Annotated in this window: 22 protein-coding genes; 8 read left to right on the top strand and 14 right to left on the bottom strand. The window is 66.4% G+C overall.

The features are described from left to right. Positions 1 to 105 precede the first annotated feature (105 nt). From M3I56_RS03730 to argS, 4 genes are all read right to left on the bottom strand, one after another. Positions 106 to 882 carry an SDR family oxidoreductase gene (locus M3I56_RS03730; protein WP_035512105.1) on the bottom strand — a complete coding sequence of 259 codons (777 nt, stop codon included), beginning with the start codon at positions 880 to 882 and terminating at the stop codon, positions 106 to 108. 11 nt (positions 883 to 893) lie between these two features. Beyond that, positions 894 to 1547 (bottom strand): thiol:disulfide interchange protein DsbA/DsbL, encoded by a 654-nt coding sequence (locus tag M3I56_RS03725; RefSeq protein ID WP_254352598.1) that lies wholly within the window; start codon positions 1545 to 1547, stop codon positions 894 to 896. Positions 1548 to 1751: 204 nt separating this feature from the next. Beyond that, positions 1752 to 2579, bottom strand: coding sequence for an SPOR domain-containing protein (locus M3I56_RS03720; RefSeq protein ID WP_375541673.1), 828 nt, complete (start codon positions 2577 to 2579; stop codon positions 1752 to 1754). Positions 2580 to 2676: 97 nt separating this feature from the next. Then, a complete protein-coding gene (gene argS, locus M3I56_RS03715; RefSeq protein WP_254352596.1) occupies positions 2677 to 4461 on the bottom strand; it encodes an arginine--tRNA ligase in 1785 nt (594 codons plus the stop codon). Positions 4462 to 4818: 357 nt separating this feature from the next. Here argS and M3I56_RS03710 point away from each other — a divergent pair, with 357 nt between their 5' ends. After that, positions 4819 to 5145, top strand: coding sequence for a DUF1840 domain-containing protein (locus tag M3I56_RS03710; RefSeq protein ID WP_035512106.1), 327 nt, complete (start codon positions 4819 to 4821; stop codon positions 5143 to 5145). A gap of 160 nt (positions 5146 to 5305) precedes the next feature. Here M3I56_RS03710 and M3I56_RS03705 read toward each other — a convergent pair whose 3' ends face one another. The 7 genes from M3I56_RS03705 to M3I56_RS03675 form a co-directional block, all read right to left on the bottom strand. Beyond that, positions 5306 to 5509, bottom strand: coding sequence for a hypothetical protein (locus M3I56_RS03705; protein WP_028201768.1), 204 nt, complete (start codon positions 5507 to 5509; stop codon positions 5306 to 5308). A gap of 248 nt (positions 5510 to 5757) precedes the next feature. Then, on the bottom strand, positions 5758 to 8475 hold the full coding sequence (gene metH, locus M3I56_RS03700) for a methionine synthase (protein ID WP_254352595.1): 2718 nt from the start codon (positions 8473 to 8475) through the stop codon (positions 5758 to 5760). A 61-nt stretch (positions 8476 to 8536) separates the two neighbouring features. Further along, the gene (locus tag M3I56_RS03695; RefSeq protein ID WP_254352594.1) at positions 8537 to 9607 is read right to left on the bottom strand and encodes a homocysteine S-methyltransferase family protein; all 1071 of its coding nucleotides are present in this window, start codon (positions 9605 to 9607) and stop codon (positions 8537 to 8539) included. Positions 9608 to 9810: 203 nt separating this feature from the next. After that, entirely contained in the window at positions 9811 to 10068 is a 258-nt protein-coding gene (locus tag M3I56_RS03690; protein ID WP_028201771.1) for a DUF3567 domain-containing protein, read from the bottom strand. A 180-nt stretch (positions 10069 to 10248) separates the two neighbouring features. After that, positions 10249 to 11031, bottom strand: a complete 783-nt coding sequence (pcaD, locus tag M3I56_RS03685) for a 3-oxoadipate enol-lactonase (RefSeq protein ID WP_254352593.1) — start codon at positions 11029 to 11031, stop codon at positions 10249 to 10251. Positions 11032 to 11465: 434 nt separating this feature from the next. Beyond that, complete coding sequence (locus M3I56_RS03680) at positions 11466 to 12884, bottom strand: DUF3108 domain-containing protein (protein ID WP_375541672.1); 1419 nt, start codon at positions 12882 to 12884, stop codon at positions 11466 to 11468. Positions 12885 to 13001: 117 nt separating this feature from the next. Then, positions 13002 to 14021: an IclR family transcriptional regulator gene (locus M3I56_RS03675; RefSeq protein WP_375541671.1), complete on the bottom strand. Its 1020-nt coding sequence runs from the start codon at positions 14019 to 14021 to the stop codon at positions 13002 to 13004. Between the two features lie 14 nt (positions 14022 to 14035). Between M3I56_RS03675 and M3I56_RS03670 the strand changes: the two genes are divergently transcribed. The 7 genes from M3I56_RS03670 to rfaE2 all read left to right on the top strand — a co-directional run bounded on the left by M3I56_RS03670 (position 14036) and on the right by rfaE2 (position 21425). Next, entirely contained in the window at positions 14036 to 15028 is a 993-nt protein-coding gene (locus M3I56_RS03670; RefSeq protein ID WP_254352591.1) for a fumarylacetoacetate hydrolase family protein, read from the top strand. A gap of 154 nt (positions 15029 to 15182) precedes the next feature. Beyond that, entirely contained in the window at positions 15183 to 16349 is a 1167-nt protein-coding gene (locus tag M3I56_RS03665) for an ABC transporter substrate-binding protein (RefSeq protein ID WP_375541670.1), read from the top strand. Between the two features lie 59 nt (positions 16350 to 16408). Beyond that, the gene (locus M3I56_RS03660; protein ID WP_028201775.1) at positions 16409 to 17233 is read left to right on the top strand and encodes an enoyl-CoA hydratase/isomerase family protein; all 825 of its coding nucleotides are present in this window, start codon (positions 16409 to 16411) and stop codon (positions 17231 to 17233) included. Positions 17234 to 17352: 119 nt separating this feature from the next. Then, a complete protein-coding gene (locus M3I56_RS03655; protein ID WP_254352590.1) occupies positions 17353 to 18099 on the top strand; it encodes a PhaM family polyhydroxyalkanoate granule multifunctional regulatory protein in 747 nt (248 codons plus the stop codon). A 114-nt stretch (positions 18100 to 18213) separates the two neighbouring features. Further along, positions 18214 to 19425 carry a patatin-like phospholipase family protein gene (locus M3I56_RS03650; RefSeq protein WP_254352589.1) on the top strand — a complete coding sequence of 404 codons (1212 nt, stop codon included), beginning with the start codon at positions 18214 to 18216 and terminating at the stop codon, positions 19423 to 19425. Between the two features lie 485 nt (positions 19426 to 19910). Then, complete coding sequence (locus M3I56_RS03645) at positions 19911 to 20780, top strand: acyl-ACP desaturase (protein ID WP_028201777.1); 870 nt, start codon at positions 19911 to 19913, stop codon at positions 20778 to 20780. Between the two features lie 153 nt (positions 20781 to 20933). Beyond that, the gene (gene rfaE2 / locus M3I56_RS03640) at positions 20934 to 21425 is read left to right on the top strand and encodes a D-glycero-beta-D-manno-heptose 1-phosphate adenylyltransferase (protein WP_254352588.1); all 492 of its coding nucleotides are present in this window, start codon (positions 20934 to 20936) and stop codon (positions 21423 to 21425) included. A gap of 111 nt (positions 21426 to 21536) precedes the next feature. On the opposite strand, the gene M3I56_RS03635 is transcribed toward rfaE2, so the two are convergent. The 3 genes from M3I56_RS03635 to M3I56_RS03625 form a co-directional block, all read right to left on the bottom strand. Beyond that, entirely contained in the window at positions 21537 to 21776 is a 240-nt protein-coding gene (locus tag M3I56_RS03635; protein WP_254352587.1) for a hypothetical protein, read from the bottom strand. A 73-nt stretch (positions 21777 to 21849) separates the two neighbouring features. Beyond that, positions 21850 to 22650: a type III pantothenate kinase gene (locus M3I56_RS03630; RefSeq protein WP_254352586.1), complete on the bottom strand. Its 801-nt coding sequence runs from the start codon at positions 22648 to 22650 to the stop codon at positions 21850 to 21852. Further along, entirely contained in the window at positions 22647 to 23558 is a 912-nt protein-coding gene (locus M3I56_RS03625; protein ID WP_254352585.1) for a biotin--[acetyl-CoA-carboxylase] ligase, read from the bottom strand. The genes M3I56_RS03630 and M3I56_RS03625 overlap by 4 nt, the downstream gene beginning before the upstream one ends. Between the last annotated feature and the right edge of the window lie 185 nt (positions 23559 to 23743).

Here is a 23743-nt window from a genome sequence, read left to right as displayed (position 1 = left end):
AGGGCGCCCGGACGAGCCAAGCTTATCGAAGGGAAATTGCCGAGACAACAATTTAATCCACATACCCATATGGCATGGAGGCGCCGTGTGGCGAGCCGCAGCGGCTCAGTGGCTCGCCGTACGCGGCTTGCGGGGCGCCTTTTCGAACACGCGGTCGTAGACCCAGCGCGGCAGCGCGCGCAGCATCGTGGCGGCCACGCGCATCGGCCAGGGGAACACCGCGAACGACGTGCCGCGCGCGATCGCCTGCGCGGTCTTCGCGGCGAACTGGTCCGCGTCCATCAGGAAGGGCATGCGGTAGGGGTTCTTCGCCGTCATCGGCGTGCGGATGTAGCCTGGCGCGATGGTGACCACGGGCACGCCGAACGGGCGCATTTCCACGCGCAGCGCTTCGAGATAGGCGAGCGCCGCGGCCTTCGAGGCGCTATAGGCACCCGAGCCCGGCAGCCCGCGCACGCCGGCCACGCTCGCGATGCCCACGAGCGTGCCGCGTCTTGCCTGCGCCATCGCCGAGGCGAACGGCTCGAAGGTGGCGACCATGCCGAAGTAGTTGGTGTCCATCACGTCGCGGAACGTGGCGAGATCGCCTTCGCCCGTCAGCACGCCGCGGCTCACGCCCGCATTGGCGATCACGATGTCGGGCATGCCGTGCTGGGCGATGAAGTCGCGCGCGGCGGCGGCGAGCGCATCGGCGTCGCGCACGTCGGCGGGATAGATGGAGATGGGGTGATCGGGGTGGGACTGCCGGAAGCCGGCAAGGGCCTCGCCGCGGCGCGCGACGAGCCCGAGAACGGCGCCCTGCCGCGCGTAAACGGCTGCGAGCGCGGCGCCAATGCCGCTCGACGCGCCGGTGATGAAGACCTTCAGTGGCGCGTCTTGCATGGCGCTAACCCTCACATTTTCTTCGCGCGGATCTGCGAGATGATGAAGTCCATTACCTGGGCCGTGCCCGGCAGCGCCTTGTCTTCCGGACCCTGGACCATGGCCGGGCCGGTTTCGTATTTGCCCTGGATGGCGATGGTCGGCACGCCGTCGATCTTGTAGGCATCGAGCAGGGCCTTGTCGCGCTGCAGCGCGCTCTGCGTCGAGAACGAGTTGTACGCTTCCATGTACTTCTTCGCATCCACGCCTTGCGTGGCGAGGAACTTCGCCTGGTCTTCCGGCGTGAGCAGGTAGTTCTTGTTCACGTGGATTTCGTGGAACACGACCGGCGTGAGCTTCTGGGCGAGGCCGAGCGCGTCGAGCGCGTAGTACATCTTCGAGTGCGGGATGAAATCGTCACGGAACGCCACCGGCACGCGCTTGAATACGACGTCCGGGCCCTGCTTCTTGATCCACGCTTCGAGATACGGGTCGAACGCATTGCAGTGCGGGCAGCCGTACCAGAAGAACTCGATTACTTCGATCTTGCCCGCGGGCACGTCGAGCGCCTGGGGCGCCTTCAGGACCGTGTAGTCCTTGCCGGCCACGGGTGCCTCGGCCGAGGCGTGGGCCACACCGGCGATCAGCGAAAGCGAGAGAAAAAGCGTACCGAGAAGTCGTTTCATGGCGTAGGAATCCACTGTTCTTGGACCGGCGGCGGCCGGTTGTCTGCCGCGGGACGCCGTTGGCGCGAAGCTGGCGCGTGCGGGTGCTGCGCGGGTGTTGCTCGTTGACGGACGCCGCGCCGCGCGCCGCGGCCCGGCCTCACGCGATTGCCGCTCTGCTGCGGCTTCGGTGGGCGGGCGCGCGGTGCGCGGCGCGGACGGCGATTACTGCTTCGTGAAGCGGATGACGGCCGTATCGATACCGGCGTCGGACAGGCGCTGACGCGTCGAGTTCATATCGTCGAACTTCGTGAACGGACCGATGCGCACACGGTAGTACGTCACGCCGCCGGCGTCGCGCTGCGTCACCTTCGACTCGAACCCCTGGAACGCGAGGCGCGCGCGCTGCTGCTCGGCGTCGCCCGAGGTCTTGTACGCGCCCACCTGCAGGAAGTAGCCGGTGTTGGCGTCGCCCGGTGTGGGCGCGACGCTGCCGGGCTTGGCGGCCGGGGGCGCCGGCACCGCGTTGGCGGGCTTCTGCGGCTGGTTGTTCGCGAGGATCTGCGCGGGGTTGCTCGTCGAGTTGCTGGCCGACTGCGGCTTCTTCGCGATCGCCGTGCCGCTCGTGACGTTTTCACCCGTCGACGGTTGCGGCGCGACCGCCACGCCGTTGTTATTGGCGGAGTTGCTGTTCGAACCCGAGGGCGGCACTTCCACGATCTGCGGCTCTTCGAGCATGCCCGAGGACTGCGACTGGTTCGTGGTCTGGCCCGGCGCCGTGTTGGGCGGCGTGCTTTGCGCGGCCTGCGGCACCGGCTGGCCCGGCGACTTGCCCTGCAGCGCGCGGTTCGGGTCGACCTGCTCGTTGTTCTGGCTGACGTCGGAGGCGGCCGGCGGCGCGACCTTCGAGACGAACGGCGTGGGCGCGCGCGTGATGTAGAGCGCCACCACCACCGCGATCGCAAGGCCGACGATCAGGCCCAGCACGATGCCGAGAAAGGTTCCCCCGGACTGCTTCGACTGCTGTTTTGTAGTGCGGCGCGGTTTTGCCATCGTCTGAATCACCTGCAAACAAGAGAATCCTGGAATGGCCGTCCGCGCGAGGCGGCGGCCCCATACAAGCTGCTGCGCGCGGGTCTCGCGCGTCTCGTTACATGCGCTCCGGCGCGGACACGCCGATCACGGCCAGGCCGTTCGCGAGCACCCGGCGCGTGGCCGCGAGGAGGGCGACGCGGGCGTCGCGTTCGGCGACGTCGTCGACGAGAACGCGTTCGGCATTGTAGAACGAGTGAAACTCAGCGGCGAGTTCGCGCAGGTAGAACGCCACCGCGTGCGGCGCGAGTTCGCTGGCCGCATGCGTGAGCATGTCGGGGAATTCGCCGAGTTTTGCGATGAGCGCGAGCGCTCGCTCGCTCGCAAGCGGCGCGAGCTCGACCTTGGGCAGCGCGGCCGGATCGCCGCCGAACTTGCCCTGCCAGTCGCCGAGAATCGACGAGATGCGCGCATGCGCGTACTGCACGTAGTACACCGGGTTTTCGTCGTTTTCCTTCAGCGCGAGGTCGATGTCGAACACGAATTCGGTGTCGGCCTTGCGCGAGATGAGGAAAAAGCGCACGGCGTCGCGGCCGCGGCGGATGGTCGCCTCGTCGAGCAGGTCGGGCGAGACTTCGCTGCCCGGGTTCGCGCCGCCCGACCATTCGATCAGGTCGCGCACCGTCACGTAGCTGCCCGCGCGCTTGGAGATTTTCACCTCCTGGCCGTCGCGCATCACCGTGACCATCTTGTGCAGCACGTAGTCGGGATAGCCCTTCGGAATGCCGATGCCGAGCGCCTGCAGGCCCGCGCGCACGCGCGCGATGGTGCCGTGGTGGTCGGAGCCCTGAACGTTGATGACCTTCGTGAAGCCGCGCTCCCACTTGGTGACGTGGTAGGCCACGTCGGGCAGGAAGTAGGTGTAGGTGCCGTCGGACTTGCGCATCACGCGGTCCTTGTCGTCGCCGTAGTCGGTGGTCTTGAGCCACAGCGCGCCTTCCTGCTCGTAGGTCTGCCCCGACGCGACCAGCGCCTCGACGGTCTTCTCGACGCGGCCCTCCGTGTACAGCGACGACTCGAGGTAGTAGCGGTCGAACTTCACGCCGAACGCCTGCAGGTCGAGATCCTGCTCGTGGCGCAGATAGGCCACGGCGAAGCGGCGGATCGCTTCGAGGTTCCCGGGATCCTTCTCGCCCGTGACGGGCTCGCCGTCCTTGGCCGCGACGGTTTCGCCCGCGAGGTAGTCGCGCGCGATGTCGGCGATGTATTCGCCGTTGTAGGCCGCTTCCGGCCATTCGGCGTCGCCGGGCTTGAAGCCGCGCGCGCGTGCCTGGGTGGAGACGGCGAGGTTGCCGATCTGCACGCCCGCGTCGTTGTAGTAGAACTCGCGATGTACGTCATAGCCCTGCGAGGCGAGCACATTCGAGATGGCGTCGCCGAGCGCGGCCTGGCGGCCGTGGCCCACGTGCAGCGGACCCGTGGGGTTCGCCGAGACGAACTCGACGAGCACGCGCTTGCCGGCTTCGCGCTGCGAGCGGCCGAATGCCTCGCCCTGCTCGAACACGGCGCCGATCACGGCGCGCTTCGCGCTGGCGGTGAGACGCAGGTTGATGAAGCCAGGGCCGGCCACTTCGGCCGCCTCGACGAGGCCTGCGGCCTCGGGCTGGGCGAGCACGGCGTCGACGATCTGCTGGGCGAGCTGGCGCGGGTTCGCGCGCATGGGCTTGGCGAGCTGCATCGCGACGTTGCAGGCGACGTCGCCGTGGGCTGCGACCTTCGGGCGCTCGAGCGTGATCGCGGGCACGACGAATGCGGCTTCGCTCGCGCCTTCGGCGGCCTTCGCCACTTGGGCTACGGCTTGCGCGAGCAGGGTCTCCAGGGTGTGTTTCTGTGCGGGCAGCATGCTGGTTGCAAGTCCTGTGCGGGTAATGGGATGCGGGGCCGGCGCTGGGGGCGTAACCCGGGGCATGGCCCCTGGCTTGCCGGCGCTGACCGCCGAATACGGGTGAGGGCGCCAGCCTCGCGGCGGGCCTCCTGCCATGCGCCAATGCACGGGGGGCCTCGTTGCGGCAGGCGGCGTGGCGGCGTCCCTGATGCCAGAACGTCCGGTCGCCGCACCCTGCGGGTAATTCCGTCCTGACGGATTTTAGCAGGTGCTAATATGTGAAATGAGGTAGCGCGACATGGGTCGCCTTGGCCCGTCTGGCTTCGCAGGCCGGAACGTCACGCGCAGATCCAAAAAATCATAAAGGGAACAGACATGCTGGTTACTTTTAAATGTCACGCGGCGCCTGACGTCACGATGCTGGAGAACCTCGCACAATACCTTCTCGGCATCATCGGCAAGCGGCTCGGCCCGCGCGGCGTCATTACCCACGACGAACTCGACACCGCCATCACCAAGCTCGAAGCGGCCATCGCCACGGACAAGAAGGACCGTCACGAGCAGGAAGGCCACTTTCACGAAGGCGAGGATGACCGGGTGCATCACGAACTGCCGGTCGGCCTCGCACAGCGCGCCTTTCCGTTCCTCGACATGCTGCGCGCCGCGAAGAAGGAAGACAACGACGTTTTGTGGGGCATTTGAGGTCCGTACCTGACGTGACTGGGCGTGGGGCTGCGCTGTCGCCATGGCGCATGCCGGCCAGCCTGTGAGGGCGCTCTGGTTGCGCCGCCCGATTCGATGTTCCAAAGCAAAGAGCCCGCAACATCGCGGGCTCTTTGCTTTTGTTCACCTTCGGCTCGCCTTACTCGCTGGCGGCCGCCGGTTCGGCAGCGGAAGCCTCCGACTTCTTCATCTTCTTTTTCTTCGGCTTCTTCACGTGCTTTTCGGTGGGCGCCGAATACGACGTCGCCGGGCTCGCCTGCTCCGGCGCGGCCGGCTGGGCGAACGACGGCTGCGCAAGCGCCGCGACGCCGAAGGCGGTCAACATCAACATCAGCTTCTTCATACGATTTCTCCGTCGAGGTTGCTTCGATTTTGCGTTTTAAGGATTTGCTGATGATCGAGCCGGCGCGGCGTTGCCGCATGTGGCCGGGTGTCATGCAGGTGATACCGGGTCTTGCCGGGCCATCTTACAAAGCCGAAAAATCGCACGCGCGTAATCTTCACCTTGCCGGATGGCGTATGTCGGGCGGCGACAACAGGGGGTAGCGCGACGGGAGAAAGCGCGCCGCCCGGGGCGGCGCGCCGTGCGGCTTAGAGCTGCGGCGCGAGCGCGCGGCGGGCGTCCGCGTCGGAGAGCGACATACGCTTTGCATAGTCGGCGAGCTGGTCCTGGCCGATCTTGCCCACCGAGAAATAGGTGCTGTCCGGGTGCGCGAGATAGAAGCCCGAAACGCTCGCAGCCGGCAGCATGGCGAGCGATTCCGTCACGCTCATGCCGACCTCGCCCGCCTGCAGGAAGTCGAACATGTCGCGCTTCACGAGGTGATCCGGGCAGGCCGGGTAGCCAGGCGCCGGGCGAATGCCCGCGTACTTTTCGGCGATCAGCGCGTCGTTGTCGAGCGTTTCGCTGGCTGCATAGCCCCACAGATCGCGGCGCACGCGTGCGTGCAAAGCTTCGGCGAACGCTTCCGCGAAGCGGTCCGCGAGCGCCTTGAGCATGATCGCGCTGTAGTCGTCGTGGTCCTTCTCGAACTGCGCTTCCTTCACATCCACGCCAATGCCCGCCGTCACTGCGAACATGCCGATATAGTCCGCCACGCCCGAGTCCTTCGGCGCGATGAAGTCGGCGAGCGAGCGGTTCGGGCGCATCACGCCGTCCACCACCGGGCGCACCGACTGCTGGCGCAGGTTGCGCCACGTGAGCGCGACTTCGCTGCGCGACTCGTCGGTATAGATCTCGATGTCGTCGTCGTTCACCGTGTTTGCGGGCAACAGCGCGATCACGCCGTTGGCGTGCAGCCAGCGGCCTTGAATCAGGCGCGCAAGCATCGACTTCGCGTCGGAAAAGACGCGGCGCGCCGACTCGCCCACGATCTCGTCGTTGAGAATCTGCGGATAGGGGCCGGCGAGATCCCACGTCTGGAAGAACGGACCCCAGTCGATGTAATTCGCGAGCTCGTTCAAGTCGAAGTTCTTGAACACGCGGCGGCCGATGAACTTCGGCTTCACGGGCTGGAAATTCGCCCAGTCGATCTTCGTCTTGTTCGCGCGCGCTTCTTCGAGCGTCACGAGCGGCGTGGCCTTCTTGTTGGCGTGCTGGTCGCGGATGCGCTCGTAGTCGGCCTTGAGTTCGTCGAGGTACTTCGCTGCGCCTTCGTCCGAAAGCAGGCTCGACGCCACGGAAACCGAACGCGACGCGTCCGGCACGTACACGACCGGACCTTCGTAGTGCGGCGCGATCTTCACGGCCGTATGCACGCGCGAGGTGGTCGCACCGCCGATCAGCAGCGGAATCTTCTTGATGCGGAAGTAGTCGTCACGCTGCATTTCGCTCGCAACGTAAGCCATTTCCTCGAGCGACGGCGTAATCAGCCCCGAGAGGCCGACGATATCCGCGCCTTCGACCTTGGCCTTCGCGAGGATCTCGTTGCACGGGACCATCACGCCCATGTTGACCACTTCGAAGTTATTGCACTGGAGCACCACCGACACGATGTTCTTGCCGATGTCGTGCACGTCGCCCTTCACGGTCGCGATGACGATCTTGCCCTTCGCGCGCACGTCGGCGCCCGATTCGGCGAGCAGGCGCTTTTCTTCCTCGATGAACGGAATGAGGTGCGCCACGGCCTGCTTCATCACGCGCGCCGATTTCACCACCTGCGGCAGGAACATCTTGCCCTGGCCGAACAGGTCGCCGACGATGTTCATGCCGTCCATGAGCGGCCCTTCGATCACGTTGATCGGGCGGCCGCCGGCACCCATGATCTTCACGCGCGCTTCTTCGGTGTCCTCGACAATGAAGTTCGTGATGCCGAGCACGAGTGCGTGCGCGAGACGCTTTTCCACGCTCTGGTTGCGCCACTCGAGGTTTTCTTCCTTCTTCGCGGCGCCGGTCTTGAACTTGTCGGCGATCTCGAGCAGACGGTCGGTGGCGTCGTCGCGGCGGTTGAGCACCACGTCTTCCACGCGCTCGCGCAGTTCCGCGTCGAGGTCGGCGTACACGCCGAGCTGGCCCGCGTTCACAATGCCCATGTTCATACCTGCCTGAATGGCGTAGTAGAGGAACACGGTGTGGATCGCCTCGCGCACCGGGTCGTTGCCGCGGAACGAGAACGACACGTTCGACACGCCGCCGCTGATCTTCGCGTAGGGCAGGTTCTGCTTGATCCAGCGCGTGGCTTCGATGAAGTCCACCGCGTAGTTGTTGTGCTCCTCGATGCCGGTCGCCACCGCGAAGATGTTCGGGTCGAAGATGATGTCCTCGGGCGGGAAGCCCACTTCGTTCACGAGGATCTCGTAGGAGCGCTTGCAGATCTCGGTCTTGCGCGCGTAGGTGTCGGCCTGGCCCTTCTCATCGAAGGCCATCACGACGCTCGCCGCGCCATAGCGGCGAATGAGCTTCGCGTGATGCACGAACTGCTCCTTGCCTTCCTTGAGCGAGATCGAGTTGACGATGGCCTTTCCCTGCACGCACTGCAGGCCCGCTTCGATCACCTCCCACTTCGACGAGTCGATCATGATCGGCACGCGCGCGATGTCGGGCTCGGAGGCGATCAGGTTCATGAAGCGCACCATCGCCGCCTTCGAGTCGAGCATGGCTTCGTCCATGTTGACGTCGATGACCTGCGCGCCGTTTTCGACCTGCTGCCGCGCAACCGCGAGCGCCTCGTCGAACTGGCCGTTGAGAATCATCCGCGCGAAAGCCTTCGAGCCGGTCACGTTGGTGCGCTCGCCCACGTTGATGAACAGCGTGCCTTCGGTCACGTTGAAGGGCTCGAGGCCGGAAAGGCGCAGGGTATGGTCAGTCATGGCGTGGGACCGGATCGTGTGTGGTTGGAGCGGGACTCGGAAGCAGCGATCGAACTTGCCGTCAGGCGGCGTCGCGATACTGGCCGGGCCAGCGGCGCGGCTTGATCTCTGCGAGCGCGCGGGCAATGGCCGCGATGTGTTCGGGCGTCGTGCCGCAGCAGCCGCCCGCCACGTTCACGAGACCGGCGCTCGCGAATTCCTCGAGCAGTGCCGACGTATCGGCGGGCCTTTCGTCGAAGCCCGTGTCGCTCATCGGGTTGGGCAGGCCCGCGTTCGGATAGCACGAAACGTAGGTGTCGCAGAGCTTCGCAAGCTCGGCGATGTACGGGCGCATGAGCGCCGCGCCCAGCGCGCAGTTCAGACCGAACGTGAGCGGCTTCGCGTGACGCAGCGAGTTCCAGAACGCTTCGACAGTCTGGCCCGAGAGAATGCGGCCCGAGGCGTCGGTGACGGTGCCCGAGATCATGATCGGCAGATTCTCGCCCGTGTCTTCGAAGAGCTGGTCGAGCGCGAACAGCGCGGCCTTGGCGTTGAGCGTGTCGAAGATCGTCTCAACGAGGAAGAGGTCGCAGCCGCCGTCCATGAGCGCCTTCGCCTGCTCGTAGTACGCACGGCGCAGTTCCTCGAACGTCACGTTGCGCGCGCCCGGATCGTTCACGTCGGGCGAGATGCTCGCCGTTTTCGGCGTCGGCCCGATCGCGCCCGCGGCGAAGCGCGGCTTGTCCGGCGACGAATACTTGTCGCAGGCGGCGCGCGCGAGCTTCGCCGACTCGACGTTCATCTCGATGGCCAGTTCGCCCATGCCGTAGTCGTCCTGGGCCACCGTGGTCGCGCCGAACGTGTTGGTCTCGATGATGTCCGCGCCCGCCGCGAGATACTGCTCGTGAATCTCGCTGATGATCTGCGGCTGCGTGAGCGAGAGCAGTTCGTTATTGCCCTTGATATCGCGCGGGTAGTCCTTGAAGCGCTCGCCGCGGTAGGCGGCTTCGTCGAGCTTGTAGCGCTGGATCATCGTGCCCATCGCGCCGTCGAGGATCACGATACGCGAGGCGAGCAGCGCGGGAAGCGCTGCGCCGCGCGTGTATTTGGCGTCCCCGGCGGGACGCGAGGCAAGGGCTGCGGGCTGGTTCATGGATCGCGGGCGGGCGTGGTACCGGTTGAACTGGGAAACCCCACATTGTAGCCGCTGCGGCAACGCTCCGCTGCGGGCAGCGTCGCGTGCCGGCAACCGCTGTGGCGCGTGCCGGACGGCCAAAAGAAAACCCCGGCCGGCCAAGCCGGACGGGGTTTCGTGTGAAGGACGCTGCGCGTTGAGTGCCGCGGGGTGCGCTAGCGTCAGTGAAGCACGACGGGTTGCTGCATGAGGCTGTCGAACTGTCCGAGGAATTCGTCGACTTCGTCGAGAGACTGGTCTTCGTCCATCAGCTTTTGCACGTCTTCGCGAAAACGTGCCGCCATCACGCCATCGATGAAGATCTCGCGGCGCGCGTTTTTGTCGACGATCTCGTAGCCGCCTGCGCGCATCGCGCTATGGCCGTCCTGCGGTGGGAACTCGACAACGCAATAGTTGGGACTGTTGTAGATCATTTGCATGGCGACACTCCTTTTTCCTGTGCTCCCCGACCTTCTCGGTCAATACATGGAGCGTTCGTTCTGGAATTCAAGGGGTGGGTCCCGCATCACCTCTTATGTGGACTGCTCTCCCTTTTTACTTCACTTCTCAACTGCGTCTGCTGCCACTGCCACGATGCTTTTACTTCGAACTGCTTAGACCTACTGTTTGAGAAACGTTTCGAGCAACGCGGTGAAACGGTGCGACTCCTCTACCGGGGCCAGATGCGCGGCATCGAGCACCACGAAATGCGACCCTTCTATTGCTCTTGCCAGGGCCTGCGTCACGGCCATCGGCGTGCCGCTGTCGTGGCGGCCCGCCACTGCGAGCGTCGGCACGCGCAGTTGCGCGAGCCTGTTTTCCACGTCGAAATCGCGTAGCGCCTCGCAAGCCATCGCATAGCCTTCTGAAGGGGTCCGTAATAAAACGTCACAAATCCGCTCGACAGTCGGCGCATGCGTGTGCCGGAAGTCGGCGGTGAACCAGCGCGCCATCGTCGCGTCGACGAGCGCCCCGAGACCCTCGCTGCGTACCGTGGCGGCGCGTTCGTTCCACGTTTCGCGCGCTTGAGGCGGCGTATGGCTTGCCGTGTCGCAAAGCGTGAGCGTCGTCACGCGTTCGGAGTAATCGAGCGCGAACTGCTGCGCAATCATGCCGCCCATCGACATGCCGACGAGATGCGCATGCTCGATGCCGGTTGCGTCGAAAAGCGCATCGAGGTCGGCAGCGAGTTCTGCGAAGCCGAAGGGCTCGCTCGCGACGGCGCTCCCACCGTGGCCGCGCACGTCATAGCGCAGCACACTGTGGCGATGGCGGAAATGTCCAGCGAGCGTGTCCCACACGCCAAGGTCGCCGCCCAGTTGGTGAATGAACGCCAGCGCGGACCCACCGCTCCTGTCGTCGAAGACATAGTGCGTATCGATGCCATTGACAGTCACTTGCATGGGTTCCTCCTTCGCCTTCCAGGCTGGGAGTCAAGCCGTTTGCGAGGTACTGCATGCACGCGATGCTGATGGAGCAATCCACGCGCCTGGGGCGCGCAGACGATGCGCGATGCGATGTTCGTTAGCTTGTGTGTCGCGTCCCTGGTTGCTGCGCCGTTTATTGTGTCGAGCCGATTTTGTCCGTCTTGTGCAGCGTTGTATCGGTTTGTCCGTGCTGGTCCGTTTGCTGGTGCGTTTGCTGGTGCGTTTGCTGGTCCGTTGTTTGCGCGCGGTGTGTTGCTGCCGTGTTTCGTCTGCTTGTTTTTTTGGGGCCTTCGTAGTGCGCGCGATGCCTTGCGATCCTTGACACATGGCTCGATTCCAGTATGCGCTATTTCGCGAATTTGTGTTGCGAAGCGGGCCGTCCGGATCGAGCGGTGCGTGCGGTTGCGCGCTCAGGGATGCTCGGGCGCCGGGCCCGGCGACGCGGGTGAGGGTTGCGCGTCGTCTGTCGACGGTTGCGGTGGTGATTCTGTTGGCGTTTCTGTCTGCATATTGGCGGGTGGCGCCGGCTGCGCAGACGGTTGCGGTTCCGGTTGTGACGCAGCAGGCGCAGAAGCAGGCGCAGCTTCCGGCGTTGCGGATTGTGCCGATGTTGTGTCGGGCGCGGCGCTGGGCGCCGTGGCGGTCGCGGCCGCTGCGGAGTCGGGCGCCGACGCGGGTGCGTTCGTCGCGCTCGGCACCGTGAGCGCGCCGCGCCACACCAGTTCGAACTGGTTGCCATTCGGTTCGGTTTGCACGAGGCGCACGGGCAACCAGCCTAGCGACTGCGCGAGCCACACGTCGATGCGCCGCTTGTCGCCCTCGCGGCGCGGCAGACGCATGAAGTGGCGCGCTGCGACGTAGCCATGATCCGTGCTCACGGTTTCGTCGCCGATCGTGGTGATGGGCCAGGTCTCACCGCTGTCGTTGTCCGCGACATAGAACTCGCGCGTGACGCCCGGCTTGTACGCGTCGGGGTCGCCGCGCACGAGGCTCGCGAGCTGCATCACCATGCTGAAGCGGTCCTGCGCGGCATCGGGCAGCGCGAGCGAGTTGGGCGTGCGCGTGAACACGATCTGCTTGTCGGTGCGATTGAAAATCGTCACGTCCGAAGGACGATGGCCGCGCTTTTCGATGTACTGATCGGGCGCGAGGCCGAAGGCGTCCACTTGGCCCTTGCTGGTCCAGCTGAACTCGCCGACGAAGGGCAGGGGCACACGCACGACCATCTCGTAGCGTTGCCCATCGCTCGACCAGTGGATCGTGCCGGGCTGATTGCGCACACCGTTATAGAACGTGTCGTACTGCAGCTCGCCCGATGGGGGCACCGAAAATTTCAGCCCATGCGAGGCTTGCGTGGCTTGTGCCGAAGGCTGCTTGCCGTTGCCGGGCGCCGTGCTTGCCGTCCCGCTCGTGCCGGCGGCGCTCGCGCTGGCTGGCGATGCGGCTGCGGGCGCGGACGCCGCCTGCGTATCCGGCGGCGAGGCCGGCGCTTTGGGGTGCGGTTTGGGCGGCGTCACCGCGTGCAGCGTATGCGGCTCGGCGGCCCTGGGCGCCGGTTTGGGCGCGGCATGCGCCGCCGCCGCAGGACCCGCGGGCTTCGCCTCGCGCTCGATGCGCTCGGGTTTGAGGAGCGCCACTTGCACCGGTATGCGTCCGTGCGCGACGGGCGGCGGCGCGCCGTGATGCCGCGTGAACCATTCGGCCGCGAGCCAATGGAGCGCCGTGACCGCGACGAACACACCGACCCAGCGCCACGCGCGCATGCGCTGCGGCGTGCGTGAGTCAGTGTCGAGGCGGCGTGCCTCGCGCGGGGCGGCTGGCGTGGACATCGGCGGTTCGTGGGCGGTATCGGTCGTACGTTAATGTGACACAACCCGCCGGGTGCATGCAGAAAGGCAGACGCGTGCGAGAGGGGTCACATGGATGCGGGCCCCGGCGTACAGCCCTCAGCGCGGCGTTGGACTGTACCCCAATTCGTACGACAGTTTCTCGGCGCACGCGCGCAGCGCGGTATCCACGGCGCCGTTCCAGGCGATATCGAACGCTCCTTCGTGACCGAGCGCGATGAGTCCCAGCGCGAGTTCGCCGCTCGCGTCGAACACGGGTGTGCAGAACGCGTGGATGGTCGGCAGCAACATGCCTTCCACGCGGGCGGCACCATGCTCGCGAACTTCTGCGAGCGCCTGTTCGAGCGCATCTGCCGTGCGCGGTGTCGAGCCGTACGAGTAGTGCTGCGCGCCCGCGAGTTCGCGCTCGATCATCGGGGCGGTCTTGCTGCGCGGCAGGTAGGCGGCGAATAGCAGGCCCGTGGCGGAACTGAGCATCGGCATGACGTCGCCGAGCTTGAGCGACGCTTTTGCGGGGTGGCTCGACTCCAGCCAGTGCACGACGGTCGGCCCCTGGTTGCCCCACACGGCGATGCCCACGGTGATGTCGAGCGTGTCGCGCAATTCGGTGAGTGCGAGGCGCGCGAGCTTGACGCCATCCACGCGCGCGAGACGCGCGAGTCCAAGCTGCAACGCGAAGCCGCCCAGTTCGTAGCGTCCGGAGAGCGGGTCCTGCGCCACCACGCCGAGGCGCATGAAGCTCACGAGATAGCGGTGCGCCTTTGCCGGGCTCATGCCCGCGCGCTGCGCGAGGTCGCGCAGCATCATCGCGCGCGGCTCGCTGGTGAGCACTTCGAGCAGGCGAAAACCCACTTCGATCGACTGGATGCCCGAGCGCAGTTTTTCTTCGCCGGCTTCGGTACCTTCCGCGGCGTCGGCGGTGTCGAGGGTGTCGGCGAGATCTTCGGCGTTCGGGGCGTCTGGGGCGCTCGCGCGCGGCGCGGCGGATCGGACGGTTGGCGGCATGGATGCGTTGTGGTGTTCAAACGTACGGCAACTGTACGGCAACTGAGGGCATGCGGCGCACCCGCTTGGGTCACGCCGATTCACCATCGTAGAATACATTTCCCTTATCGTCACTCACGTCTGATTCCATGAAACTTGCCACGCTGAAGGACGGCACCCGCGACGGGCAACTGATCGTCGTTTCCCGCGACCTGCGCAGCGCCGCCATCGCCGACACGATCGCCCCCACGCTGCAGCGCGTGCTCGACGACTGGCGCTTCTACGCGCCGCAGCTCGCCGAACTGTACGACGCGCTCAACTACGGGCGCGCGCGCAACGCGTTCAGCTTCGACGCGCGCGATTGCATGGCGCCGCTGCCGCGTGCGTACCAATGGGCGGATGGCTCGTCGTACGTGAATCACGTCGAACTCGTGCGGCGCGCGCGCGGCGCCGAGATGCCCGCCGAATTCTGGACCGACCCGCTCATGTACCAGGGCGGCAGCGACGACTTCATCGGGCCTTGCGACGACATCGTGTGCGCATCCGAGGCGTTCGGCATCGACTTCGAGGCCGAAGTCGCCGTCGTGACCGGCGACGTGCCGATGGGCGCGAGCCCCGACGAAGCGCTGCGGGCCGTGCGGCTCGTCACGCTCGTCAACGACGTCTCGCTGCGCAACCTCATTCCCGCGGAACTCGCGAAGGGCTTCGGCTTTTTCCAGAGCAAGCCGGCGAGCGCGTTCGCACCGGTGATGGTCACGCCCGACGAACTCGGCGAGCACTGGCGCGAAGGGCGCGTGCACCTGCCGCTCATCGTGCACTGGAACGGCAAGAAGGTCGGCCAGCCCGATGCCGGCACGGACATGGTGTTCCACTTCGGCCAACTGATCGCGCACGCTGCGAAAACCCGCCATCTGCGCGCGGGCGCCATCGTGGGTTCGGGCACGGTCTCGAACAAGGACGCAAAGCGCGGCTACTGCTGCATTGCCGAGAAGCGCTGCCTCGAAATGATCGAAAGTGGACAGGCGAGCACCGAGTTCATGAAGTTCGGCGACAGCGTGAAGATCGAGATGTTCGACGAAGCGGGCAAGTCGATTTTCGGCGCGATCGATCAGGCTGTGGCGTCGCTCCACGGCGAGCCATGACACCCAGGCGCTGAAGGGTTTCGCCGGATGCCGCGCGCCACGCGTGCGGCTACACTGGCGAACGCCCTTTTTCTGCGAGGGCATCGGGCAGACCAGTCAAGGTACGAGCCGTAGAAGCACGCAGCATCCGAACGTAAAACGACAAGGAGACACCGTGAACGCTTCTCGCCCCAGCCGTCTTGCTGTACGCATCGCCCCGCTTTTCAGTATCTGTGCGCCCACGCTTGCGCTCGCGCAGGTCAAGATCGGCCTCGTGCTTTCGCTCACGGGTCCGGCCGCCTCGCTCGGCATTCCCGCGCGCGACACCGCCGCGATGTTCCCCACCGAGATCGCAGGCCAGAAAGTCCAGTACATCGTGCTCGACGACGCCTCGGACACGACCCAGGCCGTGCAGGACACGAAGAAGCTCATCGACGAACAGCATGTCGACGCGATCATCGGCTCGTCGATCACACCCAACTCGCTCGCGATGCTCGACGTGATCGCGCAGGGCGAGACGCCCACCATTTCGCTCGCTTCGTCGGCGAAGATCATCGAGCCCGTCGACGACAAACGCCACTGGATGTTCAAGACGCCGCAAACCGACGCGATGATGGCCGGCGCGATCATGGAGCACGCAGCCGCCCACAACGTGAAGACGCTCGCCTATATCGGCCAGGCCGACGCGCTCGGCGAGACGTTCTATGCCGAGATCGCGAAGGCCGCGCAGCGGCACGACATCAAGCTCGTCGCGAACGAGCGCTTCAATCGCACGGATCCGGGCGTGACGGGGCAGGTGCTCAAGATCGTCGCGGCGCATCCCGATGCCGTCGTGGTGGGCGCGGCCGGCACGCCCGCCGCGCTGCCGCCCAAGGCGCTCAAGGAGCGCGGCTACAAGGGCGTCGTCTATCACAACCACGGCGTGGGCAACCGCGACTTCCTGCGCGTGTGCGGCGCCGACTGCAACGGCACCTTCCTGCCCGCAAGCCCGGTGCTCGTGGCCGCGCAACTGCCCGAGGACCAGCCCGGCCGGCGCCTCGCGCTCGACTATATTTCGCGTTATGAAGCACGCAACGGCGCGGGCACCGTGTCGGCGTTCGGCGCGTACACGTGGGACGCGGGGCTCTTGCTGCAGAACGCGATACCCGTTGCGCTCAAGTCGGCTGCGCCCGGCACGCCCGCGTTTCGCCACGCGCTGCGCGACGCACTCGAGGCGACGCACGGCCAGCATGACACCAATGGCGTCGTCAACATGAGCGGCACCGATCACCTCGGCCTCGACGCGCGAGCGCGCGTGATGGTCGAGATCCGCGATGGCAAGTGGGCGTATCAGCCGCATTGATGAGCCGCGCTGCCAGCGCTTTCACGTAATCAGCAATCCGAAGTAAAGGAGGTCCGCCCATGAACGATCCTTTTTACGCCCGCTATCACGCTCTGCGCGTGCGGCGGCACGAGCACGGCATCGTCGAGATCGTGATGAGCGGCGAGGGCGCGAACAAGAGCGGCCTCGCGACCGCCGACGCCAACATGCACCGCGAACTCGCCGAGATCTGGCGCGACGTGGACCGCGATCCCGACGCGCGCGTCGCCGTGATTCGCGGCGAGGGCAAGGGCTTTTCGGCGGGCGGCGACCTGCAACTCGTCGAGGACATGGCCACGCATTTCGACGTGCGCGCGCGCGTGTGGCGCGAGGCGCGCGACCTCGTCTACAACGTGATCAACTGCGGCAAGCCGATCGTCTCGGCCATGCACGGTCCGGCGGTGGGCGCGGGGCTCGTCGCGGGACTGCTGGCCGACATTTCCATTGCCACGAAAACGGCGCGCATCATCGATGGCCATACGCGTCTGGGCGTCGCGGCGGGGGACCACGCGGCGATCGTGTGGCCGCTGTTGTGCGGCATGGCGAAGGCGAAGTACTACCTGCTGCTGTGCGAGCCGGTGAGCGGCGAGGAGGCGGAGCGCATCGGCCTCGTCTCGCTCGCCGTGGACGAGAACGACCTGCTGCCGAAGGCGTTCGAAGTGGCGAAGCGCCTCGCCAGCGGTTCGCAAACCGCGGTGCGCTGGACCAAGTACGCGCTCAACAACTGGCTGCGCATGGCGGGGCCGACGTTCGACACGTCGCTTGCGCTCGAATTCATGGGCTTCGCGGGACCCGACGTGCGCGAGGGCGTGCAGTCGCTGCGCGAGCGGCGCGCGCCGGAGTTTCCGGGCGGCGATCCATTCTGACGCATTTTGGTTCGTGCTTTCTGCCGATTTCTACTTTTACGCGCGCTATCATCGAAGAGATCGTTTCGTGCCGCCCACGCGCGCGCATTTGACCACCTATCTATGCGAGGGAGTACCGCATGACCGACTCAGCAGGCACCATGCCGCCGTTCCCGGGCTTTCCAGGCTTTCCGCCTGCCGAAATGCTCGACCAGATGTGGGGGATGATGCGCCTCACGCCGTTCGGCGGCGCGTTTGCGGGGGGCGAGCCGGGCGTGGCGCAAGCCTTTGGCCCGCCGCTTTCGATGATGTCCGACATGATGACGCCGCTCACCAACATCGAGGAGCTCGACAAGCGCATCACCGATTTGCGCGCCGTCGAGCAGTGGCTCAAGCTCAATCTCGGCATGTTGCAGTCCGCCATCCAGGCGCTCGAAGTGCAGCGCGCCACGCTTTCCACGCTGCGTGCGTTCGGCGCGTTCGCGCAGGCGCAGATGACCCCGACGCACGCCGAATCCGAAGCGCCGAGAGCGGGCGCCGCGCGCGAGCGGGCCGCCGAGCCGCAGGCCGCGAACGCAGGCGCTGCGCCCGAGGGCGCCGCAGCCGCGCAGCCGGGCTTCGACGCGGGTTCGTGGTGGAATCTCGTGCAGGCGCAGTTCAACCAGCTCGCGCAATTCGCGATGGCGCAGCCCGCCGCCGCGGCGCAGGCCGCGCAAGCGGCCGCCGAAGCGGTGAGCGAGGCGCAGGCGAAGACCGAAGCCGCCACGGCGAAACGCAGCACCACCGCCCGGCGGAGCAGCAACGCTGGCGGCGGCAATGGCAACAACGGCGGCGCGGGCCGCAGCGCGCCGCGCGGCGCGAAAAAGGCGCCGACGCAGCCGGAATAAGGTGCACCGCGTGACGTCACGTCACGAAGAAGCACCCCCGCGGGACGCAGCAGAAGGGCAACAGAAGGCCAACTGCGGGGCAAAAGCGAAACCACGACGGGGAGCGTCGGCATCATGCGGCTAGCGCTCGTGATGATGGGCGGCGGCGCGCGGGCGGCCTACCAGGCCGGCGCCTTGCGCGCGCTTGCCGAGCTGGCCGGCCAGGCCGAGCCGGCGCGGCGCGCCATGCCCTTCACGGTGATCTGCGGCACCTCGGCGGGCGCAATCAACGCCACCTCGATCGCGAGCCACGCCGACCAGTTCGCGCACGGCGCGGCGCGCCTCGTCGATGTCTGGTCGGACATGCGCGCAAGCCAGATCTATCGCACCGACTGGCCCGGCGTCGCCGCCGCGGGCGCGCGCTGGCTCGCCGCGCTCGCATTCGGCTGGGCTGCGTCGAGCGTGGGCGCGCGCGCCGCGCCGCGCACCTTGTTCGACAGCACGCCGCTCGCACGGATGCTCCCGCACGCGCTCAATTTCCATCGCATCGAGCAGATGCTCGACGAACGGCTGCTCTACGCGCTCGCCGTCACGGCGCTCAGCTATTCGTCGGGGCGGCACGTCACGTTCTATCAGGCGTGCGAGCCGATTACCGCGTGGCGGCGCGCGCAACGCACCGCGCGCATGGTCGCGCTCACACCCGCGCATCTGCTCGCCTCAGCGGCGATTCCATTTGTGTTCCCGGCCGTGCGTCTCGAACTCGACGGCCGTCACGAATACTTCGGCGACGGCTCGGTCCGACAGATCGCGCCGCTCTCGCCGGCCATCCACTTCGGCGCGCAGCGCATCGTCGTGTTGGGCGCGGCTGCGCCCACGCCCACGCCGGAAGTGCCGGCGGCGCGCCCCGACATCGACCGCTATCCGACGCTCGCGCAGATCGGCCAGCAGGTGCTCGCGAGCGTGTTCCTCGACTCCCTCGGCGCCGATATCGAGCGCATCGAGCACGTGAACCGCATGGTGCTGCAACTGCCGCATACGGTGGAGCCGGAAAGCGGCTGGCGGCAAGTCGAGGTGCTCGCGATCGCGCCGAGCGAGCGGATCGAGCTGATCGCCGCGCGCCATTTGCAGCAGTTGCCGCGCTCCGTGCGCATGCTGCTGGGTGCGATGGGCGGCAACCGCGCTTCGGGTGCGGCGTTTGCGAGCTATTTGCTTTTCGAGCGTGAATTCACGCGTGAATTGATCGAGCTGGGTTATCGCGACACGCTCGCGCAAAGTGATGTTCTTTTGAGTTGGCTCAAAGCTCCGACAGACGGCGCGATCAACGATTTTGGGGCGTGGCGGAACTGAAACACCGGCATGCTATTATTGTGTAAGGTTTTTCTGGTTATTTGTGGGAGTTGCGGGCGGCGTTGCGGCGCTTCGCCGCGCGGGTTCCACGGCCTTGACGGGCGGGATGTTTGCCCATTGGAAAATCAGCCAGCAAGGTGTGTCCAAAGGACGTCGAACGTAGGGCGCTAGAGTGCGACATTGTGTCGCATAGGCCCGCGGCGATGGCTCGCACGCCTCGCGGGTATCGGTGGTGATCAGCGGTATCAGGCGGCCGGGTTCAAGGAACGGAGCAGCTACCCAGAATCCACGACGGCGCCTTCATTCCGGTTAGCTGGATTGTCGTGGGGCAACGCGTGTTGCGTTCGCCGGTCTGCGATTGCGTCCAGAGGGCCGGATACCGCGTAAAATTAAATGCTTTTTGCCTGCGCGACCGCGTTGTATGCGGCACGCGGCACGCTACGAATTCGTCATGCGCGCGTTTTGCGCAGATCAGGGGCGGGACTATGAACACGATGCTTTATCCGGAACTTTACAAATCGCTCGAATCGGTCCGATGGGACATGGAAAAGGACATTCCCTGGGACAAGTTCGATGCGTCGCTCCTTACCGATGAGCAGGCCGCGACCATCAAGATGAACGCGATCACCGAATGGTCGGCGCTGCCGGCCACGGAAATGTTCCTGCGCGACAACCACCACGACAGCGACTTTTCGGCGTTCATGAGCGTGTGGTTCTTCGAGGAGCAAAAGCATTCGCTCGTGCTCATGGAATACCTGCGCCGCTTCAAGCCGGAAATGGTGCCGACCGAAGAAGAGCTGCACGCCGTGCGCTTCGAGTTCGATCCGGCGCCGCCGCTCGAAACGCTCATGCTGCACTTCTGCGGCGAAATCCGCCTGAACCACTGGTATCGCCGTGCCGCCGAATGGCACACGGAGCCGGTCATCAAGGCCATCTACGAAACGATTTCGCGCGACGAAGCGCGCCACGGCGGCGCTTATCTGCGTTACATGAAGAAGGCGCTCAACAATTTCGGCGACGTCGCGCGCGCGGCGTTTGCGAAGATCGGCGTGCTGATGGCTTCGGCGCGCCGCACCGAAAAGCCGCTGCACCCGACGAACCTGCACGTGAACCAGGCGCTGTTCCCGCGCGACACCGTGCAGTCGCGCCTGCCCGACCCGGAGTGGCTCGAGCGCTGGCTCGACGAGCAGATCCGCTTCGACGACGGCTGGGAAAAGAAGGTGATCGAGCGCATTCTGCACAACCTCTCGATCCTGTTCGAGCGCACGTTCACCACGGCACAGGAACTGAACCGCTATCGCAAGGAAGTGGTGCAGCGCCTGCAGGCCGAGCAAGGCACGCAACAGCCGGCCTGACGCGCCGGGACATCTCGCGTGCGCGTCTTTCGTGGCGCGCCGCGACCGGGACGGCCCGAAGCGCTCCTCGCGTGACGGGCCGTTTTCATTGGCGCGTTTGTCGATGACTTGCTCGATTCGATCCGCGCCCATTTTTTATCCGAGCCTCATTCCATGCCCGCTTCCTTCGAACGCAAGATCACGACCCGCGAGGCGCTCGCGCAACTGCGCGCCTCGCTGCCCGGCCCTGTGGTGTTCACCAATGGCGTCTTCGACATCCTGCACCGCGGACACGTCACCTATCTCGCCGATGCGAAGGCGCTGGGCGCCACGCTGATCGTCGGCGTGAATAGCGACGCTTCGGTGAAGAGGCTCGGCAAGGGCGACGACCGCCCCATCAACAACGAGAACGACCGCATGGCGCTGCTGGCGGCGCTGGAGAGCGTGGACTGGGTCGTTCAGTTCGGCGAGCAAACGCCCGTCGAGCTGATCGGGGCCGTGCGTCCGGACATTCTCGTGAAGGGCGGCGACTACGACATGGACGCGCTGCCCGAGTCGGCGCTGGTGCGCGGCTGGGGCGGGCGCGCGCTCGCGATCGCCTTCGAGCACGACCGCTCCACGACAAAGCTGCTGCAGAAAGTGCGCGCGCAGGAAGGATCGAAGTAAGTTTCGACCTACGTCCGCCCCGTGCGGCGGACGATGCAGAACCGGCCGGAGGCCGGGCCGCCCAACGCTTGGGCGCGCCCGATCTCCGGCCGGTTGCGTTTGAAGCGCCGATTACTGCGTGAGGGTCGACGCCCGCACCGCCGGATCCGCTACGGGGCCGCCGACGGTCGGCACGTCTGCCGATTCGGAGGGCCGGATCGCCTTCACCACGAGCCGCTCGGGGTGGATCTGCCGGTTCAGGTGCTGGGTTTCGCGCGTACCCGACGAGGGTGTCGGGCCAAACACGCCGCCAATGGCCGCAAAGGCCAGCCCGTTGGCGAGAATCAGAATGGCGATCAGCCAGCGCAGCATCGTGTGAAGCTCCTTCGAAATCGTTCGTTCAGTTTCAGGGCTAGATGTGGGCGGCGCGTGGGTCGCGCGCGCCTCAGGACTGTGCCGCGATGAGCGCGAGGCCCGAAAGCACCAGTGCATCGTGGCGAGTATGCGGCACCTTGAGCGCCGCTGTCACTTCGGCCGCCGCGCCGCCGCTCACCACGAGCCGCACCGGCATCCTCCACGCATCCTGCAGATCGGCCCAGGCGCGCTCGATGAGCGCGGCCTGCGCGAGCGCACAGCCCGCCGAGATCGAGCTTCGCGTGTCGGTGGCGAAGGCAATGCCCGGGTGGGCAGCATTCGCCATGCCGCCGGCGACCACGGGCAGTTGCGCGGTGTGCTCGCCGAGCGAGCGCATCATGAGCGTGAAGCCCGGCGCGATCATGCCGCCAACGAACGTGCCGTCGGCGCGCAGTGCTTCGAGCGTGGTGGCGGTGCCAAATGTCGCGATCAGGAGCGGCTCGTCCGGATACGCGGCGTGCGCGCCGATCATGCCGGCCCAGCGGTCGCTGCCGAGCGCATCGGGCGTGGCATAGCTGTTCGTCACGCCACACTGCTGCGCGCAGGCCCTCACCACGGTGCGCGACAGACCGGGCCAGTGCGCCTCGACTAGCGCGTCGAGGCGTTCGCCGACTCCTGCGCCCGCGACGTTCGAGATCCACGCGCCGGCGGGCCGCGGCAGTGTCGCCCATTGTTCGCTTCCGGCTTCACCGGCGGCGGGCGTCGATTGCGCACCGTCGTCGCGCACATGATCCATCGTTCCCGCATGCAGGCGCGACCCGTCGGGCGCGACGAGCGCCCATTTGATCCGGCTGTTGCCTGCGTCGATCAGGAGGAAAGGGCCGCGGCTCATGCGCCGCTGTCCGCGAGCCGCAGCGACACGTCGCCGGCCGTGACGGTCTCGCGCCCGTTCGGCGTATCGACGAGTAACTGGCCGCGCTCGTCCACGCCTGCCGCCGTGCCGCGCAGCAATTCCTTGCCTTGCTCGTAGATCGCGACCTCACGGCCCGCGTACGCGTGGCACGCGTTCCAGCGCGCCTGGAAGGGCGCAAAGCCCGCCGTGCCGAAGCGTTGCAGTGCCGCTTCGAGTGCGTTCAACTCGGCGGCGAGCGTGTCGGTGAGGTTGGCGTTCGGCCACGCGCGCGAAAGCGCCGTGGGCGTCGTGCCGGGCACGACCGCCGCGCTGCCGGCGGCGGCGTTGAGCGCCTCGACTTTGGCGGCGAGCGCATCTTCGCCGCGCACGTTCGTGCCGATGCCGATCACGACCGCCGTGGCGTCGGCGGTGGTCCAGGCTGTCTCGACGAGAATGCCCACCAGCTTGTCGCCTTCGAGCAGCACGTCATTGGGCCACTTGAGCGCAATCTGTCCGGGCGCGCTCACGGGCAGCGTGCGCAGGCCGTCCACCAGTGCCGAGCCGATGGCGAGGCTCAAGCCCGCAAGCCCTTCGATCGGGCGCGGCAGCACGCAGCCGATCGAGAACAGCAGTGCATCGCCGGGCTGCGCGACCCAGGTGCGGCCGCGCCGGCCCCGGCCGGCCGTCTGCAGATAGGCCACGCGCACGATCGGGCGCGCGAGCGCGTCGCGCTTTTGCGGCAGCGCCTTGAGGCGCGCCATGAGGTCGGCGTTGGTCGAGCCGGTTTCCTCGACGATCTCGATGGGCCAGTCGTGCGCGGCCGGGCCGAACAGCGTGATCGCGCGGTTGCGGTCGATGCGCCAGTCGCCGGCGCTCGGAGTCTCGGGGGTGGGGGGCGTCGCATTCATGTCTCATATTGTAGTGGCTGGGGCGCGGGCAGCAGTCCGCAACGCTGGTTTCGACCCGAAATGTGGGCAATCCACATGTCACCCACAGGCGGCCCACAGGTTATCCACGGAATCGTCCACAGGGTCGAGGGTGCGCGATGGTGGCAATCGCACTGCCGATTGCCGCGCAATTTGCTTACTCTTTA

Origin of the sequence: Paraburkholderia sp. CNPSo 3281, from assembly GCF_024206515.1 — a bacterium.
In the GTDB taxonomy this organism is placed as follows: domain Bacteria; phylum Pseudomonadota; class Gammaproteobacteria; order Burkholderiales; family Burkholderiaceae; genus Paraburkholderia; species Paraburkholderia nodosa.
This window is presented reverse-complemented; position numbering and strand designations above follow the sequence as displayed.